The sequence below is a fragment of the Brevundimonas sp. 357 genome, assembly GCF_003938605.1.
Lineage (GTDB): Bacteria > Pseudomonadota > Alphaproteobacteria > Caulobacterales > Caulobacteraceae > Brevundimonas.
Map to the genome: position 1 here is coordinate 56136 of NZ_RHWX01000010.1, position 16648 is coordinate 72783.

Annotated in this window: 18 protein-coding genes; 7 read left to right on the top strand and 11 right to left on the bottom strand. The window is 67.6% G+C overall.

Annotation, left to right across the window (positions count from 1 at the left end; genetic code table 11):
• Window position 1 precedes the first annotated feature (1 nt).
• From EGK63_RS10255 to EGK63_RS10275, 5 genes are all read left to right on the top strand, one after another.
• Window positions 2-400 (top strand): SUF system Fe-S cluster assembly protein, encoded by a 399-nt coding sequence (locus EGK63_RS10255; RefSeq protein WP_088411695.1) that lies wholly within the window; start codon window positions 2-4, stop codon window positions 398-400.
• 10 nt (window positions 401-410) lie between these two features.
• Window positions 411-812, top strand: coding sequence for an iron-sulfur cluster assembly accessory protein (locus EGK63_RS10260; protein ID WP_125901316.1), 402 nt, complete (start codon window positions 411-413; stop codon window positions 810-812).
• A 1-nt stretch (window position 813) separates the two neighbouring features.
• Entirely contained in the window at window positions 814-1806 is a 993-nt protein-coding gene (locus EGK63_RS10265; RefSeq protein ID WP_125901318.1) for a methionine ABC transporter ATP-binding protein, read from the top strand.
• 136 nt (window positions 1807-1942) lie between these two features.
• Window positions 1943-2602, top strand: a complete 660-nt coding sequence (locus EGK63_RS10270; protein WP_125901319.1) for a methionine ABC transporter permease — start codon at window positions 1943-1945, stop codon at window positions 2600-2602.
• Window positions 2603-2621: 19 nt separating this feature from the next.
• Complete coding sequence (locus EGK63_RS10275; RefSeq protein ID WP_125901321.1) at window positions 2622-3431, top strand: MetQ/NlpA family ABC transporter substrate-binding protein; 810 nt, start codon at window positions 2622-2624, stop codon at window positions 3429-3431.
• Between the two features lie 148 nt (window positions 3432-3579).
• Here EGK63_RS10275 and EGK63_RS10280 read toward each other — a convergent pair whose 3' ends face one another.
• The 3 genes from EGK63_RS10280 to EGK63_RS10290 form a co-directional block, all read right to left on the bottom strand.
• Window positions 3580-4356, bottom strand: coding sequence for a 1-acyl-sn-glycerol-3-phosphate acyltransferase (locus EGK63_RS10280; protein ID WP_125901323.1), 777 nt, complete (start codon window positions 4354-4356; stop codon window positions 3580-3582).
• Window positions 4357-4405: 49 nt separating this feature from the next.
• Window positions 4406-5464: a GGDEF domain-containing protein gene (locus EGK63_RS10285; RefSeq protein WP_125901325.1), complete on the bottom strand. Its 1059-nt coding sequence runs from the start codon at window positions 5462-5464 to the stop codon at window positions 4406-4408.
• An 81-nt stretch (window positions 5465-5545) separates the two neighbouring features.
• A complete protein-coding gene (locus EGK63_RS10290; protein ID WP_125901326.1) occupies window positions 5546-7027 on the bottom strand; it encodes a DEAD/DEAH box helicase in 1482 nt (493 codons plus the stop codon).
• A 232-nt stretch (window positions 7028-7259) separates the two neighbouring features.
• Between EGK63_RS10290 and EGK63_RS10295 the strand changes: the two genes are divergently transcribed.
• Window positions 7260-7631 (top strand): hypothetical protein, encoded by a 372-nt coding sequence (locus EGK63_RS10295; RefSeq protein ID WP_125901328.1) that lies wholly within the window; start codon window positions 7260-7262, stop codon window positions 7629-7631.
• Window positions 7632-7670: 39 nt separating this feature from the next.
• On the opposite strand, the gene topA is transcribed toward EGK63_RS10295, so the two are convergent.
• On the bottom strand, window positions 7671-10307 hold the full coding sequence (gene topA, locus EGK63_RS10300; protein WP_125901330.1) for a type I DNA topoisomerase: 2637 nt from the start codon (window positions 10305-10307) through the stop codon (window positions 7671-7673).
• 152 nt (window positions 10308-10459) lie between these two features.
• Between topA and EGK63_RS10305 the strand changes: the two genes are divergently transcribed.
• Entirely contained in the window at window positions 10460-10645 is a 186-nt protein-coding gene (locus EGK63_RS10305; RefSeq protein ID WP_125901331.1) for a hypothetical protein, read from the top strand.
• Here the strand turns inward: EGK63_RS10305 and dprA are convergent.
• From dprA to EGK63_RS10340, 7 genes are all read right to left on the bottom strand, one after another.
• Entirely contained in the window at window positions 10642-11730 is a 1089-nt protein-coding gene (gene dprA, locus EGK63_RS10310) for a DNA-processing protein DprA (protein WP_125901333.1), read from the bottom strand. The two genes, EGK63_RS10305 and dprA, sit on opposite strands and share 4 nt — an antisense overlap.
• Window positions 11727-12365 carry a glycerol-3-phosphate 1-O-acyltransferase PlsY gene (gene plsY, locus EGK63_RS10315; RefSeq protein WP_125901335.1) on the bottom strand — a complete coding sequence of 213 codons (639 nt, stop codon included), beginning with the start codon at window positions 12363-12365 and terminating at the stop codon, window positions 11727-11729. The genes dprA and plsY overlap by 4 nt, the downstream gene beginning before the upstream one ends.
• Window positions 12366-12379: 14 nt before the next feature.
• On the bottom strand, window positions 12380-13675 hold the full coding sequence (gene pyrC / locus EGK63_RS10320) for a dihydroorotase (RefSeq protein ID WP_125901336.1): 1296 nt from the start codon (window positions 13673-13675) through the stop codon (window positions 12380-12382).
• Window positions 13672-14655, bottom strand: coding sequence for an aspartate carbamoyltransferase catalytic subunit (locus EGK63_RS10325; RefSeq protein WP_125901338.1), 984 nt, complete (start codon window positions 14653-14655; stop codon window positions 13672-13674). Before EGK63_RS10325 ends, pyrC begins: the two co-directional genes overlap by 4 nt.
• Before the next feature lie 23 nt (window positions 14656-14678).
• Window positions 14679-15602, bottom strand: a complete 924-nt coding sequence (locus tag EGK63_RS10330) for an AEC family transporter (RefSeq protein WP_125901340.1) — start codon at window positions 15600-15602, stop codon at window positions 14679-14681.
• Between the two features lies 1 nt (window position 15603).
• Complete coding sequence (gene ruvX, locus EGK63_RS10335) at window positions 15604-16068, bottom strand: Holliday junction resolvase RuvX (RefSeq protein WP_125901342.1); 465 nt, start codon at window positions 16066-16068, stop codon at window positions 15604-15606.
• Between the two features lie 199 nt (window positions 16069-16267).
• Entirely contained in the window at window positions 16268-16567 is a 300-nt protein-coding gene (locus tag EGK63_RS10340) for a hypothetical protein (RefSeq protein ID WP_003164651.1), read from the bottom strand.
• Between the last annotated feature and the right edge of the window lie 81 nt (window positions 16568-16648).

Sequence of the window (16648 nt, forward strand, 5' to 3'; positions counted from 1 at the left end):
TATGGACGCCAAGACCGACAACGCGATCAGCGACAGCGACGCCTTCGCCGCCAGCTGGGATGAGCCTCAAAAGAGCGCCCTGTCTCAGGCTGAGCTGGACAAGCTGACGGACGACCTGATCGAGGCGCTGAAGACGGTGTACGACCCGGAAATCCCGGTCGACATCTATGAGCTGGGTCTGATCTACAAGGTCGACGTGTCTGACGACCGCGACGTGCTGGTCGAGATGACGCTGACGGCGCCGGGCTGTCCGGTGGCGGGCGAGATGCCCGGCTGGGTCGAGACGGCGGTGGCCAAGGTCGAGGGCGTGCGCAGCGCCAAAGCCAATCTGGTGTTCGACCCGCCGTGGGACTCTTCCAAGATGAGCGATGAGGCCAAACTGGCCCTGAATATGTTCTGAGGAGGCCCTGATGACCGAGCTTCAGACGACCACGACCCGGCCCCGGCGACCCCGGCCCAAGGCGGTGACCCTGACGGACGCCGCCGCCGCGCGCGTTCGCGAAATCATGGACAACGCCGAGAAGGACTACGTCGGCCTGCGCGTCGGGGTGAAGAACAGCGGCTGTGCCGGGCAGGAATACACCTTCGCCTATTCCGAAGAAGCCCTGCCGCTGGACGAGGTGGTGGAGGACAAGGGCGTCACCATCCTGATCGAGCCCAAGGCGGTGCTGTTCCTGATCGGCACCGAGATCGACTATGAGGTGACGAAGCTGGCGTCCAAATTCGTCTTCCGCAATCCGAACGAGACGGACGCCTGCGGTTGCGGCGAGAGCGTCACGATCATTCCCGCCGCTGCTCTGGACGCCGACTGACATGATCCGACTGGAGGGGGTGACCCGGCGCTATCGCAGCGCGGCGGGCGACCGTACGGCGCTGGACGCTGTCGACCTGCACGTCGCGCGCGGCGAGGTGTTCGGCGTGGTGGGCCGTTCGGGGGCGGGCAAGTCCACCCTGATCCGCGCCATCAACCGGCTGGAGACGCCCGACGCGGGCAAGGTCTTCGTCGACGGGCAGGAAATCACCGCCCTGAACGCCGCCGAACTGCGTACGGCGCGGCGCGGCATCGGCATGATCTTCCAGCACTTCAACCTGCTGAACGCCAAGACGATCGAGGACAACGTCGCCTTTCCCTTGCGGCTGGAAGGGCGGCCCGAGGCCGAGGTGAAGGCGCGCACGGCGGAACTGCTGGCGCAACTGGGGCTGGCTGATCACGCGAAGAAGCATCCGTCTCAGCTATCGGGCGGCCAGAAGCAGCGCGTCGGCATCGCCCGCGCCCTGGCCTGCGGTCCCAGCGTCCTGCTGTGCGACGAGGCGACCAGCGCCCTCGACCCCGAGACGACCGAGGACATCCTGACCCTGCTGGACGGGCTGAACCGCGATCTGGGCCTGACCATTGTCCTGATCACCCACCAGATGGAGGTGGTGCGCCGCGTCTGCGACCGGGTGGCGGTGCTGAAGGACGGCAGGATCGTGGAGCAGGGCGCGACGGCCGATGTCTTCCTGCATCCGCAGCACGCCGTGACCCGCGCCATGCTGGCCGAGGGCGAGGAGGCGGTCGACGCCTCGGTCGCCCCCGCTGGTGCGCGCATGGCCCGGCTGACCTTCCGCGGTCCCTCGACCTATGAGCCGGAACTGAGCCGCGTCGCGCGCACGGCGGGCGTCGATTATTCGATCCTGTCGGGCCGCATCAGCCGCATCCAGGGCGAGCCCTATGGCCAGATGACGGTGGCCTTCACCGGCGGCGACGCCGAGGCGGCTCTGGCGCAACTGGCCGCGCGCGGCGTCGTGGTGGAGAGCGTGGCGTGATCCCTTCCACATCGTCATCCTCGGGCTTGACCCGAGGATCGGGCGTGCAACGCGCTGCGCCTTTCCTGTCCGGACGGAACGGGGCGGACCACTCGATCCTCGGGTCAAGCCCGAGGATGAGGGCAGGGGGTATGTCATGAACTTCGCCAATGTGGACTGGGCCGATATCGGCAAGGCGACGATCGACACCCTGCTGATGCTGGGCGGATCGATGGTGCTGACCGTGATCCTGGGCGTGCCGCTGGGCGTGCTGCTCTATCTGTCGGGCAAGGGGCGGCTGGCGGCCAATCCGGTGCTGAACGCCGTGCTGTCCTTCGTGGTCAATGTGCTGCGCTCGGTGCCCTTCATCATCCTGCTGATCGTCATGCTGCCGGTGACGGTGCTGCTGGTCGGAACCTCGCTGGGCGTGGCGGGCGCCATTCCGCCGCTGGTCGTCGGGGCCGCGCCCTTCTATGCGCGTCTGGTCGAGACGGCCCTGCGCGAGGTGGACAAGGGCGTGGTCGAGGCGACCCAGGCCATGGGCGGCTCGACCTTCCAGATCGTGACGCGCGCCCTGTTGCCTGAGGCCATGCCCGGCATCATCGCCGGCGGGACCGTCACCGCCATCGCCCTGGTCAGCTACACCGCCATGGCGGGCGTGGTGGGGGCGGGCGGTCTGGGCGATCTGGCCATCCGCTTCGGCTATCAGCGGTTCCAGACCGACGTCATGGCCGTGACCGTAGTTCTGCTGCTGATCCTCGTACAAATTCTGCAGATGATCGGCGACCGTCTGGTCGCTAAGGTCTCGCACCGCTGATTTTACGAAAGCCCGCCCCATGATCCGCCGTTCGCTGCTGCTGTCCGCCGCCGCTGTCCTGACGCTCGCCGCCTGTGGTCAGGGCGCGGACAAGAAGCCGGGGGCCGAGGGCGCGCCCCTGCTGGTCGGCGCCACCGCCGTACCGCACGCCGAAATCCTGGAGCAGGTGAAGCCGATCCTGGCCGCTGAAGGGGTTCCGATCGAGATCAAGGTCTTCAACGATTACGTTCAGCCGAACGTGCAACTGGCTGAAAAGCGGCTGGATGTGAACTACTTCCAGACCAAGCCCTATCTGGACGAGTTCAACACGGCGCGCGGCACGAGCTTGGTCACTGTGGCCGGGGTCCACGTCGAGCCGCTGGGCCTGTATTCGCGCAAGCACAAGGCGCTGGCCGATCTGCCGAACGGCGCCCAGGTGGTTCTGCCCAATGATGCGTCGAACACAGGCCGCGCCCTGCTGCTGCTGCAGGCGGCGGGCCTGATCACCCTGACGGATCCGCAGAACCCGCTGCAGACGGTGCGCGACATCGCGACCAATCCCAAGGGACTGAAGTTCCAGGAGGTCGAGGCCGCCACCATCCCGCGCATCCTGCCGCAGGTGGACGGCGCTGTGATCAACACCAACTACGCCCTCGACGCCGGGCTGAAGCCGAAAACCGATGCGCTTCAACTGGAAGGCGCCGACAGCCCCTATGTGAACTATCTGGTCGCCCGCCCGGACAACCAGAACGACCCGCGCGTCCAGGCTCTGGCCAAGGCGCTGCGCGGCCAGGCGATCAAGGACTTCATAGCCTCGAGGTATGAAGGCGCGGTGATCCCGGCGGCCTGACGCCTTTTCGTTCTCACACTCGTCATTCTCGGGTTTGTCCCGAGAATCCATAAACGCCGTCCTTGACGAGCGCAGTGCGTTCTCCGCTTGGGTCGAGGTTATGGATCCCCGGCACAAGGCCGGGGATGACGGTGAGTGGGGGAGGCGATCAGGCCACTGCAGCGGCCTTGGCGGCTTCGTTCGGGGTGGAGACCAGCACGGCGGGCATGACCGGCTGACCCGTCGCCTCGGCGATCAGTTCCGCCGTCCTGCTTTCCACGGCGGCCTCCAGCCGTTCCAGGAACTCGGCCTTGGGCAGTCCGGTCGGGATCGGTTCGAGGAATTCCAGCGTCGCCGTGCCGGGGTTCTTGCGAAATTCCTCCAGCGGCCAGAACAGGCCCAGGTTGGTCGCCAGCGGCACGACCGGCATGTCGAAGTCGCGGTACATGTGCCAGACGCCCGAGCGATAGCGGTACTTCTCGCCGACCTTGGCCAGATGGCCTTCCGGATAGATCAGGATCTTGCGCCCCTCGCGATTGGCGTCGGCGGCGCGTTCCTTCAGGGCGGCGCGGGCGGCGTGGCCGCCGCAGTTGTTGACGACGATGGCGCCCAGCTTCTTCAGCACCGTTCCCAGCAGGGGGAACTTCTCCAGATGGTCGCCCGTGACGAAGGCCACGTCGTCGAACTGGTCGTAGGTGGCGAAGCCGTCGCCCCAGCTCTGATGCTTGGAGGCGATGATGAAAGCGCCCTGCGGCAGGCGTTCCTTGCCGCGCGTCTCGATGCGGATGCCCGCGAACAGGCTCATGGCCTGCACCATGCGCCGGACATAGCGGCGAATGATCCAGCTTGTGGCCTTACGGCCGGGCGCCAGGGCCGCAAAGGCGGCGGCCAGGCCGTAGGTGATGGAAAGCGCCCAATAGGCGATGTTGAACAGCAGGCTTCGCATCTGGCGACTATGCCAGCCTGCCGTTCAGAGGCGAGCGTAAAGTGAAGTTTCAGGCTGCGTCGGATACGGCTTCGGCGGCTGCTGTCACCTTGTTGCGGCCGCTGCGCTTGGAGGCGTAGAGCGCCTCGTCCGCTCGGGCCAGCAACTGAGTCGCGCTTTCGCCCGGGCGGCGCAGGCCGAAACCGACGGAAATGGTGACGGCGCCCAGGTCGTCATTGGTCGAGCGGCGGCGCAGGGCTCGCGAGGCGATTTCCTCGCGAATGGCGTTCAGCGCGGCTTCGATGGCTCCGGCCGTTTCGCCAGGGAAGATCACGGCGAACTCTTCACCGCCGTATCGAGCGGCGATTCTAGGCACGCGAGACACGCGCCCCAGGACGCTGGCGACGTATCGCAGCACCTGATCGCCGGTCTGATGGCCCCAGGTGTCGTTGAATCGCTTGAAGTGGTCGATATCGATAATGGCGAGTCCCACCGATGTTCCCGACGCTTCGGATTCATCGCACACGCGAAGAAGGTGCTCGTCGAACGCCTTACGATTGGCCAGATTGGTCAGGGCGTCGGTCATGGCGTCGCGACGCACCTGCTCCATGTGGTCACGCAGCTTGGTCACTTCGCGATTGGACGATTCCAGGCGCCGTTCGAGCGCCGCGGTATGGCGTCGGATACGGCGTGTGGCGTCGGCGAGGGAGGAGACGATGTCGCCGAGGCTGCCGGTATCGCCGGCGTTGGCCATGCGGTCGGCGGCGGCGGCCAGTGTGTCGCCATAGGTGGACTGGCTTTCACGAGCCTTGTCGATCGCATCGGCGACCGCCGCCAATTCCCGGTTCAGCATGGCGCCTGCGTCGCGAATCTCTTCGGACAGGCGCCCGCGTGGCAAGAACTCGGCGGCGAGCATTTCGGCGGTAGCGTCCGTGAAGGGCGCGCCCGTGGAAAGAAGGCGCGAAATTTCCTGCCCCAGAGCGCCGTGGGGATCACCCAGATAGTGGAGCCAAAGTTCGAAATTCAGCGGAGTGGGCCATACGGCGGCGGCTTGCATTGCGTCCACGGCGCGATGCGCCAGCGCATAGGCTTCGGGACTCCGAACCGTGGTTTCGACCTGGGTGGTCATGCCTAGAACTGCCCCTGTGCTATCTGAGCCGGAAAGCTATACCGGTCTTCCGTAACGCAGGGTTAAGTTCAAGGCGCAGCCTTACTCGGCGAAAACTACCGGACGGCGCAGGAACGCCGGCACGTCGTCGCCAAAAGGATTGGCTGAAGGGGTCGATTTGGCTTTGGCCTCAACGCCCTTCGTTTCGATGGGAGCTGAAGTCGTCGGCTTGGATTCCGACTTCTTGCGTCCCCGGGCGCGTTTGGGAGCCCCTTCAGTTTCAACAACAGGCGTCGGCGAGGTCTCGACCACGGACACGACGCCGTCCTCCGCCGCTGCAAGCTCGACGACCGATCGGCGTGAACGACTGCCGCGTTCGGGGCGGTCGCTGCGGCCCCGGCCACGGCCCGAACGGCTGTCGTCGCGCGGGCGATCCTTGATGGCGGTGAAGTCGATATGCTCCAGCGGCAGTTCGACTGGTTCCTTCTTGATCAGCTTCAGCACCTTGTCCAACGACTTGTCGTCGGACGGCGTCACGATCATGAAGGCCTCGCCCAGACGCCCGGCGCGGCCGGTGCGGCCGATGCGGTGGACGTAGTCGTCGGCGTGATGCGGGACGTCATAGTTGAAGACGTGGCTGACGGCCGGGATGTCCAGACCGCGCGCCGCGACGTCCGAGGCGACCAGCAGCTTCAGCGCGCCGCTGCGGAAATCGGCCAGGGTCTTCATCCGCAAGGATTGGTCCAGGTCGCCGTGGATCGGCGCGGCGTCGAAGCCGTGCACCTGCAGTGACTTGGCGACGATGTCGACTTCCGACTTGCGGTTGCAGAAGACGATGCCGTTCTGGACCTCGCCGCGCTCGACCAGGGCGCGCAGGGCGGTGCGCTTGGCCTTGGGGTCCGAGGTCGGCAGGCGGGTGATGTGCTGGGTGATGGTGTCAGCGGTCGTGGCCGGACGCGAGACCTCGATCCGGGTCGGATCCTTGAGGAACTGCTGCGTCAGGCGCGTGATCTCCGGCGGCATGGTGGCCGAGAAGAACAGGGTCTGGCGACGCGGCGGCGTCAGCTTGAAGATGCGCTCGATGTCCGGGATGAAGCCCATGTCCAGCATCCGGTCGGCCTCGTCGACCACCATCAGCTCGACGCCGGTCAGCAGCATCTTGCCGCGATCAAACAGGTCCAGCAGGCGGCCCGGCGTGGCGATCAGCACGTCCACGCCCTTGTTCAGGGCGGCGACCTGGTCGCCCATCGACACGCCGCCGATCAGCAGCACCCAGTTCAGCTTGGTGCCCTTGGCGTATTTGGCGAAGCTTTCGGCGACCTGGTCGGCCAGTTCGCGGGTCGGGGCCAGCACCAGGGCGCGCGGCATCCGGGCGCGGGCGCGGCCCGAGGCCAGGCGGTCGACCATGGGCAGGGTGAAGGCGGCCGTCTTGCCGGTGCCCGTCTGGGCGATGCCGAGGACGTCGCGCCCGGCGAGGGCCACCGGAATGGCCTGTTCCTGAATGGGGGTGGCGGTCGTGTAGCCGGTATCGGCGACCGCTTGCAGGGTCGTGGGCGAAAGGCCCAGCTTGGAAAATTCAGTCATGCAGTCCTGAAGGGACGGAGGATAGCGTTCGCAAACGCCTTCAGCTGACGGAACCGCCCCTCTTGGGCGAGCGGGCGGCGCGCATCGCCAGTCCTGTTCCGAGCCTGCGGCCGTATAAAGAAGGCCCTACGCCTCAGTCAAGTATTTCTGTTCGCCACGGCCCCGCTTGGCAATGGCGTTTCGGCCTGTATGGTCCGCCTGGGGACTGGAAGACGACTGGGAGAGGGACCGGATGCGCGCAGCCGTGCTGATCACGCTGATGTTGGCCGCGCCTGCGAGCGCTTCAGCGTCGGGCGGGGGCGGAAACGCCGACGCCATGCAGGCGGCCTTCGGCAATACGGTCGTTTCCCACTATCCCGACGGCGATTGGGTCAAACATTGGTTCGATCGGGACGGCGGTTATCGCGCCCTGTTTTCGGATGGTCGCCGCCTGACCGCGCGCTGGGCCCGTGAGGGGGACCGCGTCTGTCTGAACGAAATCCGCCCGCGCATGATCATCTCGCGCTTCTGCACGCCCTATGTCGAGGCTTCCGTGGGGGAGAGCTGGCCGGGCCGCGATCCCCTGGGTCGTCGCGTCCGCAACGAGCTGGTCGCTGGGCGGTAGAAAAAACGCCCCCGTTCGTGAGAACGAGGGCGCCTTGTCTTATTCGGCTTCCGCAGCCTTGGCCGCCTTCTTGGCGGGGGCCTTTTTCGCGGCCGGTTTCTTGGCCGCAGGCTCCTTCTTCGCCGCGGGTTTTTTCGCAGCGGCCTTCTTGGCGGGCGCCTTCTTTTTGGGCGCAGCGCCGGCCTTGGCGGCCAGCAGGGGCAGGGCGGCCTCCATCGTCATGTTCTCGGGCGCCGTCCCCTTGGGCAGGGTGGCGTTGATCTTGCCCGATTTGACGTAAGGGCCGTAGCGGCCGGCCATGACCTGCACGGCCTCGCCCGTTTCCGGGTGGGCGCCCAGCTCCTTCAGCGGCGCGGCGGCCGAGGCGCGGCCCGCACGGCCCGCGCGCTTTTCAGCCAGCAGGGCCACGGCGCGGTTCAGGCCGACGTCGAACACCTCCTCGATGTCCGCGACGTTGGCGTAGGTGCCCGCGTGCGCCACGAACGGGCCGTAGCGGCCCAGGCCGGCGGTGATCATCTTGCCGTCTTCGGGGTGCGGACCCACGTCGCGCGGCAGGCTGAGCAGGCGCAGCGCCTTCTCCAGGTCGATCGAGGCCGGGGACCAGCCCTTGGGCAGGGACGAGCGCTTGGGCTTGTCCGCGTCCGGCGGCGTGGTTTCGACATAGGGGCCGAAGCGACCGATCTTCAGATGCACCGGCTGGCCGGTCGCCGGATCGACGCCCAGTTCGCGATCGCCGCTCTCGGCGCCGCCGTCGGCCGCGTCAGGCGAGGCCACCGGGCGGGTGTATTTGCACTCCGGATAGCGCGAGCAGCCGATGAAGGCGCCAAAGCGGCTGGTCTTCAGGCTCAACTGACCCTGATGGCACAGGGGGCATTCGCGCGGGTCCGAACCGTCGCCCTTGTCGGGGAAGATGTGCGGGCCCAGCGCCTCGTTCAGGTGGTCGAGGATGGCCGTGGTGCGTAGTTCGCCTGCGGCCTGGGTCGCGGCGTGGAAATCCTGCCAGAAGCGGCGCAGCAGGGTCTTCCAGTCCAGATCGCCCGCCGACACTTCGTCCAGCTGGGTCTCCAGCGCGGCGGTGAAGTCGTACTCGACCCACTTGGCGAAGAACTGTTCCAGGAAGGCCGTGACCAGCCGTCCCTTGTCCTCGGGATAGAAGCGGTTCTTGTCCATGCGGACGTAATCGCGGTCGCGCAGGGTCGTCAGGATGGAGGCGTAGGTCGACGGACGGCCGATGCCCAGTTCTTCCAGCTTCTTGACCAGGGTGGCTTCCGAGAAGCGCGGCGGCGGCTCGGTGAAGTGCTGGTCGGTGCGGATCGCCTCGACCTTGGCCTTGGCGCCTTCCTTCAGCGCAGGCAGGCGGCCGCCTTCGTCCTCGTCTTCCTCAGCGCCCTTCTGCTTCTCGTCGCGGCCTTCTTCATAGGCGGCGATGAAGCCGTCGAAGGCGACGACCTGGCCGGTGGCGCGCAGGCCGGTCCGGCCGTCGGGCGTCTCGATCTCGACCGTGGTGCGGTCCAGGCGCGCCGATTCCATCTGCGAGGCGATCATCCGCTTCCAGATCAGCTCGTACAGCCGCTGCAGATCGCTATCGAGCCGCAGGGTGTCGGGGCTGCGCAGGATGTTGGTCGGACGGATTGCTTCGTGCGCTTCCTGAGCGTTCTTGGCCTTGGTCTTGTAGTAGCGCGGCTCAGCCGGGACATAGGCCGGACCGAAACGCTGGCCGATGGCCTCGCGCGCCTGGGCGATGCCCTCGGGCGTCACATAGACGCCGTCGGTACGCATGTAGGTGATCAGGCCGCCGGTGTCGTCGACGCCCTCATACAGCTTCTGCGCCGCCTGCATGGTGCGCTGGGCGGTGAAGCCCAGCTTGCGCGCGGCTTCCTGTTGCAGGGTCGAGGTGGTGAAGGGCGGGGCGGGCGAGCGCTTGGTCGGCTTTTTCTCGACCGACTTGATGGTGAAGTCGCCGCTGTGGACGGCCTCGCGCGCGGCCATGGCCATCGCTTCGGACACGATGTCCAGGCGCTGGACGCGCTTGCCGTCATGCTTGACCAGACGGGCGGTGAAGGGCGGGCTGTCGGCGATCAGATCGGCCTCGATCGACCAGTATTCCTGCGCCTTGAACCGCTCGATCTCCATCTCGCGGTCGACGACGATGCGCAGGGCGACCGATTGCACGCGCCCGGCCGAGCGCGCGCCCGGCAGCTTGCGCCACAGCACCGGCGACAGGTTGAAGCCCACCAGATAGTCCAGCGCCCGGCGCGCCAGATAGGCGTCCACCAGCTCCATATCCAGCTGGCGCGGGTTGGCCATGGCCTCCAGGACGGCGGACTTGGTGATGGCGTTGAAGGTGACGCGCTGGACGTCGGTGTCCTTCAGCGCCTTCTTCTTGTTCAGGATCTCCAGAACGTGCCAGCTGATCGCCTCACCCTCGCGGTCGGGGTCGGTCGCCAGGATGACGCGGTCGGCGGCCTTGGCGGCCTCGGCGATCTCGGACAGGCGCTTGGACGCCTTGGCGTCGACCTCCCAGTGCATGGCGAAGTCATCGTCGGGCAGCACCGAGCCGTCCTTGGACGGCAGGTCGCGGACGTGGCCGTAGGAAGCCAGAACCTTATAGTCCGAGCCCAGGTATTTATTGATGGTCTTGGCCTTGGCGGGGCTCTCGACGATAACGAGATTCATGGCGCTCTATCGGGGAAAACGGGGCGCGAACGTGGTTGCGGCGAGCGCGGAAGTCAATCGGCCCATTTTATATGAGCAACCTTTCCGGGTAACGTGAGTTTACAAACCTCCCTGAGTTGTGTTCCTCTCAGATGTTCTCGGGAGGGTTGACGATGAACAAGACAGCGCAGCGACGCCGCAAGGCGACGAGCCCTGATCTGACGGACTATCCGGTTCGTGAATATGTGGCCGCCATGGCCACGGAACTGGCCGGAATGGCCCGCTGGGACGGGGATGAGCGGTTGGCCGGACTTCTGGAAAGCGCGGCGGATATGGCCCGCCGCACCGCGCCCGCCTAGGTCGAGGCCAGTCCGCCGGGCAGCAAGGTCGCCCGCCCTGCGAGGTGAAGCTCCAGCAGGGCGGCGGCCGTTTCCGCAATTGACAATTTAGCCGCGCGCGCCAGTTCGTCGCGGGCGATGGGCGTCGGCGACAGCAGGGCTTCGATACGATCCAGCACCGCATCGTCGATCTGATCCGGCGAACCGGCCTCGAACGGCGAATCAGCGGGTGGTTCGCGCAGCGTCCGCAGGGCGGCATAGGCCCGCTCGATGTCCTCGATCCCCTCACACAGGATGGCGCCCTGACGCAGCAACTCGTTCGGGCCCTTGGAGCGCGGGTCCAGCGGCGAGCCCGGCACGGCGAAGACGTCGCGCCCCTGTTCGCCCGCCAGGCGTGCGGTGATCAGGGAGCCGGAACGGATTTCCGCCTCCACCACCACCACGCCCCGCGACAGGCCCGAGATGATGCGATTGCGGCGCGGGAAGTCGCGCGCCTGCGCCCGCGCGCCGACGGGGCTTTCCGAGACGATGCAGCCGCGCTCGACGATCTGGCGATACAGCTCGGCGTTGTCGGAAGGATAGATGTCATCCACGCCGCCGCCCAGAACCGCGACCGTGCCGGTCTCCAAAGCGCCCAGATGCGCCGCCGCATCCACGCCGCGCGCCAGGCCGGAGACGACGACATGGCCGCTTTCACCCAGTTGTTGCGCCAGACCGCGCGCGATCCGCTGACCGCCCGCCGAGGCGATGCGCGCGCCGACGATGGCCATGCAGGGCTGCTGCATCAACGCCGGATCGCCCAGGGTCCACAGCAGGGGCGGCGGAGGATCGACGGCGGCCAGCGCTTGGGGATAGGCGGCCTCGCCCCACAGGATCAGCCGCGCCCCGATGCGGCCGCCCGCCTCCAATTCGGCCTCGACGGCTTCACGCTGCGGGATGGAATAGCCGCTTCGCCCCCGACTGCGGATCAGGTCGGGCAGGGCGTCCAGCGCGCGTTCGGCCGAACCGAACCGCTGCAACAGCTGGGAAAAGGCCACGGGGCCGACGCGGTCGGTCCGGGCGAGCCGGAGGCGGGCGAAACGCTCGACCTCCGACAGGGGCGTCACGCCTTCTTCGCCCCGATCTTGGGCTCGGCGCCTTTCAGAAGGCGGCCGATGTTCTCATGGTGGCGGATGAAGATCAGCACGGCGGTGAAGACCGCCATGATGAAGATGGGCTGCGGCGCCGGTAGACCCAGCGCGGGCAGGGGCAGCAGGGCGTAGAGCGGCGTCAATGCCGCCGCCGCCAGGGCCGACAGCGAGGAATAGCGCAGGGCGAAGGCCATGATCAGCCAGGTCGCCGCCGCCAGCAGACCCAGCGGCCAGCACGCCGCCAGGATCAGGCCGAAGAAGGTCGCCACCCCCTTGCCGCCCTTGAAACCCAGCCAGACGGGGAACAGGTGGCCCAGGAAGGCCGCGCCGCCGGCGATGGCGCCTGCCGCGTCGGTTCCCAGCAGATGCCGCGCGATCAGCAGGGCGACCGCGCCCTTGCCCGCGTCCAGAATCAGGGTGGCGATGGCCAGATCCTTGCGCCCGGTGCGCAGGACGTTGGTCGCGCCGATGTTGCCCGAGCCGATGTTGCGCACGTCGCCCGCGCCCGCCGCGCGGGTCAGGACCACGCCGAACGGGATGGAGCCCAGCAGGTATCCGCCAATAGCCACAAGCCCGAGCGTAAGGAGCGCCGGCCCCGCCAGATCCTGCAAGTGATTCGCTCCCCTTAACGTGCGTCGTGGACGATGCGGCCCGAAACGACGGTGAGCAAGACCTTGCCTTGCAGTCGCCGCCCGTCAAAGGGCGAATTCTTCGACTTGGAGCGAAGCGTCGCGGCGTCGATCACCACCGGCGCCCCGGCGTCGAACAGCACCAGGTCGGCGGGCGACCCTTGTGACAACTCTCCGGCGTCGAGTCCCAGCAGAGCCGCCGGGCCCTGCGTCAGCGGCCGCAGCACGTCCAGCAGGTCGACGCCGTATTCGTGGTGCAGCGTCAGGGCGGCGGGCAGCAGGGTCTCCAGACCCACTGCGCCCGGCTCGGCCTCGGCGAACGGGCGGCGCTTGTTCTCGGCGGGTTCGGGACAGTGGGCCGAGGTGATGACGTCGATCAGGCCGTCGCGTACCGCCTCGACCAGGGCCTGCCGGTCGCTCTCGGCGCGCAGCGGCGGGTCCAGCCGGTAGAAGGTCCGATAGTCGCCGATGTCGATCTCGTTGAAGCACAGGTGGTTGATCGAGGCCGAGGCCGCGACCTCCAGCCCCCGCGCACGGGCGCGCGCCAGCGTCTCCAACGCGCCCTCGGTCGAAATCTGGTCGATCAGGAAGCGCGCGCCTGTCTGCTCGACCAGGGCCAGGTCGCGCTCCAGCTGGATGCGCTCGGCGATGGCGGGGGCGCCCGACAGGCCCAGCCGGGTCGCCAGTTCGCCCGAGGTCGCGACCGCACCCTCCGACAGCCACGGCTCGGTCGGGCGGCAGGCGATCAGGGCGTTGAACGAGGCGGCGTAGGACATGACCCGTTGCAGGGTGCGGGTGTTGCGGATCACCCGATCGCCGTCGGTGAAATAAAGAGCGCCCGCCTCGTGCATCAGGCCGATCTCGGCCATGCGCTCGCCGTCGCGGGCTTGGGTCGCCGCGCCCGCCGCGCGGACGTGCACCAGATCGAGCGCCGCGCCGCGCCGCTGGATGTGGTCGATCAGGGCCGGGTCGTCGATGGCCGGATCGGTGTCGGGCTGGACGACGATGGTGGTGACGCCGCCCGCCGCCGCCGACAGGCTGGCCGACTTCAGCGTCTCCTTGGGCTCGTTGCCGGGCTCGCCGGTCTTGACCCGAATGTCGATCAGGCCGGGCGCCAGACAGCGACCCTCGGCGTCGATGATCTGGACGCCTTCGGGGCGCTGGGTCGCCTGTCCATGAATGACCTCGACGATGCGGCCGTTCTCGATCAGGACGGCGCCGGGGCCGTCATAGTCGCTGGCCGGGTCCAGCAGGCGGGCGTTGATGATGGCTATGGGTTGAGCGGCGGTCATGCGGCGCCTCCCGCGCGGCGGTGGGCGAGGGCGGCCAGGACAGCCATGCGGGCGGCGACGCCCATCTCGACCTGATCCTGGATCAGGGAGACGCTCAGATCGTCGGCCACGTCGGAATCGATCTCCACGCCCCGGTTCATCGGGCCGGGGTGCATGACCTTGGCGCCGGGCGCGGCCCAGGCCAGCTTTTCGCGGTCCAGACCCCAGAAGCGGAAATACTCGCGCGTCGAGGGGATCAGGGCGCCCGCCATCCGCTCCAGCTGGAGGCGCAGCATCATGATCACGTCGACGCCCTTCAGGCCGTCCTTCATGTCGTGGAAGACTTCGCAGCCCCAGCGGTCGGCGTCTCCGGGCACCAGCGTCGGCGGCCCGATCAGCCGCACCCGCGCGCCCATCATCTGTAGCAGGGCGACGTTCGAGCGCGCCACGCGGCTGTGGGCGATGTCGCCGCAGATGGCGATCGTCAGTCCGCCCACGTCGCCGAAGGCGCGGCGCAGGGACAGCAGATCCAGCAGGGCCTGTGTCGGGTGCTCGTGACGCCCGTCGCCGGCGTTGACCACGGCGCAGCCGACCTTCTGCGAGAGCAGGTCCACCGCGCCGGAAGAGGCGTGGCGCACCACCAGAATCTCCGGCTTCATGGCGTTCAGCGTGACGGCGGTGTCGATCAGCGTCTCGCCCTTCTTCACCGAGGAAGAGGCGACCGGCATGGTCACGACGTCGGCGCCCAGACGCTTGGCCGCGATCTCGAAGGAGGAACTGGTTCGCGTCGAGTTCTCGAAGAACAGGTTCACGACCGTCTGACCGCGCAGCAGGTCCACGCCCTTGGCCGATTGCCGGTTGAAGTCGACGAAGGCGTCGGCCAGGTCCAGCAAGGCCAAGGCGGCGGGCGGGTTCAGATCGCCTGCGGCCAGGAAGTGATCGCGGGGGAACGGGATCAGCCGTTCCTGAATGAGTTCGGTGACGGGAGCGGCTTGGGTCATCGAGACGCCGCTATAGGCGGGACTCAGGTCAGATGGAATAGCAGCAGCGCCATTGGAATGCCGATCACGGAGAATACCGTCGTCGCCGCGATGATCCCGGCCATCAGCGGCGCGTCTCCGCCCATCTGTCGCGCCAGCACATAGGCGGAGGCGGCGCCGGGCGCTGCGCCGCACAGCAGGGCGATTCCCTGCGCCAGTTCATCGCCGCCATACAGGCGCGCCAGCTGCCACATGGCCAGGGGCGTCACGATCATCTTGACCACGACCACGGCGCCGACCGTGACGCGGGTGCGGGCCAGTTCGCGGAAGCTGAGGCCTGCGCCCGCCACGATCAGACCCAGCGGCAGGGCGGCCGAGCCCAGAAGTTGCAGCGTCTCGCTCACCCCCGGCGGCTGCGGCGCGCCCGAGAAGTTCAGCGCCAGTCCCAGCAGACAGGCCAGCAGGATCGGATTGGACATCATCGCCCGGAACAGGGCCCTGGGCGAGGCGCCGTGCTGGCCCGCGCCCCATTTGGCCAGGACGACGACGCTCAGGATGTTGCTGACCGGGATCATGGCGGCGATGACCACGGCGGCCAGGCCTACGCCCGCAGGTCCGAAGGTCGCCTGCACGACCGGCAGGAAGACGAAGCTGTTCCAGCGGATCATGCCCTGAAAGACGCTGGTGTAGGCCGGGCCGCTGAGGGGCAGCAGGGGCTTGGACAGCAGGGTCAGGGTCGAAATGATGATGGACACGGTGACGGCGGCGGCGCCCGCCGCGCCTGCGGCTGCGCCCGACAGGTCCGCGTTCCAGATCGCCGGGATCAGGAAGCCGGGATAGAGGACATTGATGGCCAACTTCTCGATCGGCCGCCAGGCGGCGTCGGGCAGATAGTCCGACTTCTTCAGGCCATAGCCGAGCGCCAGCAGCAGGAAGACCGGCAGGACGCCCGCGAGGATGGCCGTCATCTCAGTCGCGTAGCCGATCCAGCGCGCCTTGCAGGATCCAGGCGGCGGCGGTGCGGTCCACCACATCGGCGCGGCGCTTGCGGGTCAGGTCCAGCTCGTCGATCAGGAAGCGCTCGACGGCGGTGGTCGACAGCCGCTCGTCCTGAAAGGCGACATTGACCGGCCGGAACCGCTCCAGATTGCGGGCGAAGGCGCGGCACGACTGGGCGCGCGGCCCCTCGGTCCCGTCCATGTTCAGCGGCAGGCCGATGACCAGAGCCGAGACCTTGCGGCCGTCCATGATCCTGAACAGCTGTTCGGCGTCCTGGCTGAACTTGGTCTTGCGGATCAGCTCCAGCGGGCTGGCGATGATGCGGCCGGTGTCGGACACGCTGACACCGATGGTGTTCTCGCCCAGATCCAGACCCAGCCACGGGGTGTTGGGCGGGCAGGCGGCGGACAGTTCGGAGAGATCAAAGACAGGCACGAGGGCGCGTTAGGCCCTGTGGGCGTGCGTGTCAAAGTGCCTGTCCATCACTCCCCGCTCATCCCGGCGGACGCCGGGACCCAGTAAGAGCCGCGCGCACGCCGGTCCCCAACCCTTACGCAATGTGGTCAAGGTTCTTGCCTGAAGCCAAAGCACTGGGTCCCGGCGTCCGCCGGGATGAGCGGTGTTAAAGGCGGACTCACACGTCATCGTCCCCGACCGGCCCGCCTTCGTTCTCCAGGCTGCGGATCGAGCGTACTTCCTTGCGCGTGAACTTTAGCCGCACGCCCAGGCCGCCGTCTTCTTCGTGCAGGAAGACGGCGCCGCCTTCCTCCAGCGCGGCCTGAAGGCGGCTGCGGGCCTCGTCGCCGGGATCGACGTTTTCGCGCTCGAAGTCGGCCAGGGCGTCCACCGTCAGGCCGGACAGGCGGGCCACATGGTCGCGCGGCCATTGCACCAGGGCGCGCGCGGCGCGGACTTGGGGGCCGGTGATCTTCATGGTCGCGTCTCCTGTGGTCTGCGCCCCATACTTAGGCGCCGCCACGGCCTTCGATAGGGGGCGTTTGGCCGCAACGGCCAA

Excerpts from the sequence above, each read along its gene's own strand:
- EGK63_RS10255 (WP_088411695.1), top strand. The coding sequence starts at position 2 with ATGGACGCCAAGACCGACAACGCGATCAGCGACAGCGACGCCTTCGCC.
- EGK63_RS10260 (WP_125901316.1), top strand. The coding sequence starts at position 411 with ATGACCGAGCTTCAGACGACCACGACCCGGCCCCGGCGACCCCGGCCC.
- EGK63_RS10265 (WP_125901318.1), top strand. The coding sequence starts at position 814 with ATGATCCGACTGGAGGGGGTGACCCGGCGCTATCGCAGCGCGGCGGGC.
- EGK63_RS10270 (WP_125901319.1), top strand. The coding sequence starts at position 1,943 with ATGAACTTCGCCAATGTGGACTGGGCCGATATCGGCAAGGCGACGATC.
- EGK63_RS10275 (WP_125901321.1), top strand. The coding sequence starts at position 2,622 with ATGATCCGCCGTTCGCTGCTGCTGTCCGCCGCCGCTGTCCTGACGCTC.
- EGK63_RS10280 (WP_125901323.1), bottom strand. The coding sequence starts at position 4,356 with ATGCGAAGCCTGCTGTTCAACATCGCCTATTGGGCGCTTTCCATCACC.
- EGK63_RS10285 (WP_125901325.1), bottom strand. The coding sequence starts at position 5,464 with ATGACCACCCAGGTCGAAACCACGGTTCGGAGTCCCGAAGCCTATGCG.
- EGK63_RS10290 (WP_125901326.1), bottom strand. The coding sequence starts at position 7,027 with ATGACTGAATTTTCCAAGCTGGGCCTTTCGCCCACGACCCTGCAAGCG.
- EGK63_RS10295 (WP_125901328.1), top strand. The coding sequence starts at position 7,260 with ATGCGCGCAGCCGTGCTGATCACGCTGATGTTGGCCGCGCCTGCGAGC.
- topA (WP_125901330.1), bottom strand. The coding sequence starts at position 10,307 with ATGAATCTCGTTATCGTCGAGAGCCCCGCCAAGGCCAAGACCATCAAT.
- EGK63_RS10305 (WP_125901331.1), top strand. The coding sequence starts at position 10,460 with ATGAACAAGACAGCGCAGCGACGCCGCAAGGCGACGAGCCCTGATCTG.
- pyrC (WP_125901336.1), bottom strand. The coding sequence starts at position 13,675 with ATGACCGCCGCTCAACCCATAGCCATCATCAACGCCCGCCTGCTGGAC.
- EGK63_RS10325 (WP_125901338.1), bottom strand. The coding sequence starts at position 14,655 with ATGACCCAAGCCGCTCCCGTCACCGAACTCATTCAGGAACGGCTGATC.
- EGK63_RS10330 (WP_125901340.1), bottom strand. The coding sequence starts at position 15,602 with ATGACGGCCATCCTCGCGGGCGTCCTGCCGGTCTTCCTGCTGCTGGCG.
- EGK63_RS10340 (WP_003164651.1), bottom strand. The coding sequence starts at position 16,567 with ATGAAGATCACCGGCCCCCAAGTCCGCGCCGCGCGCGCCCTGGTGCAA.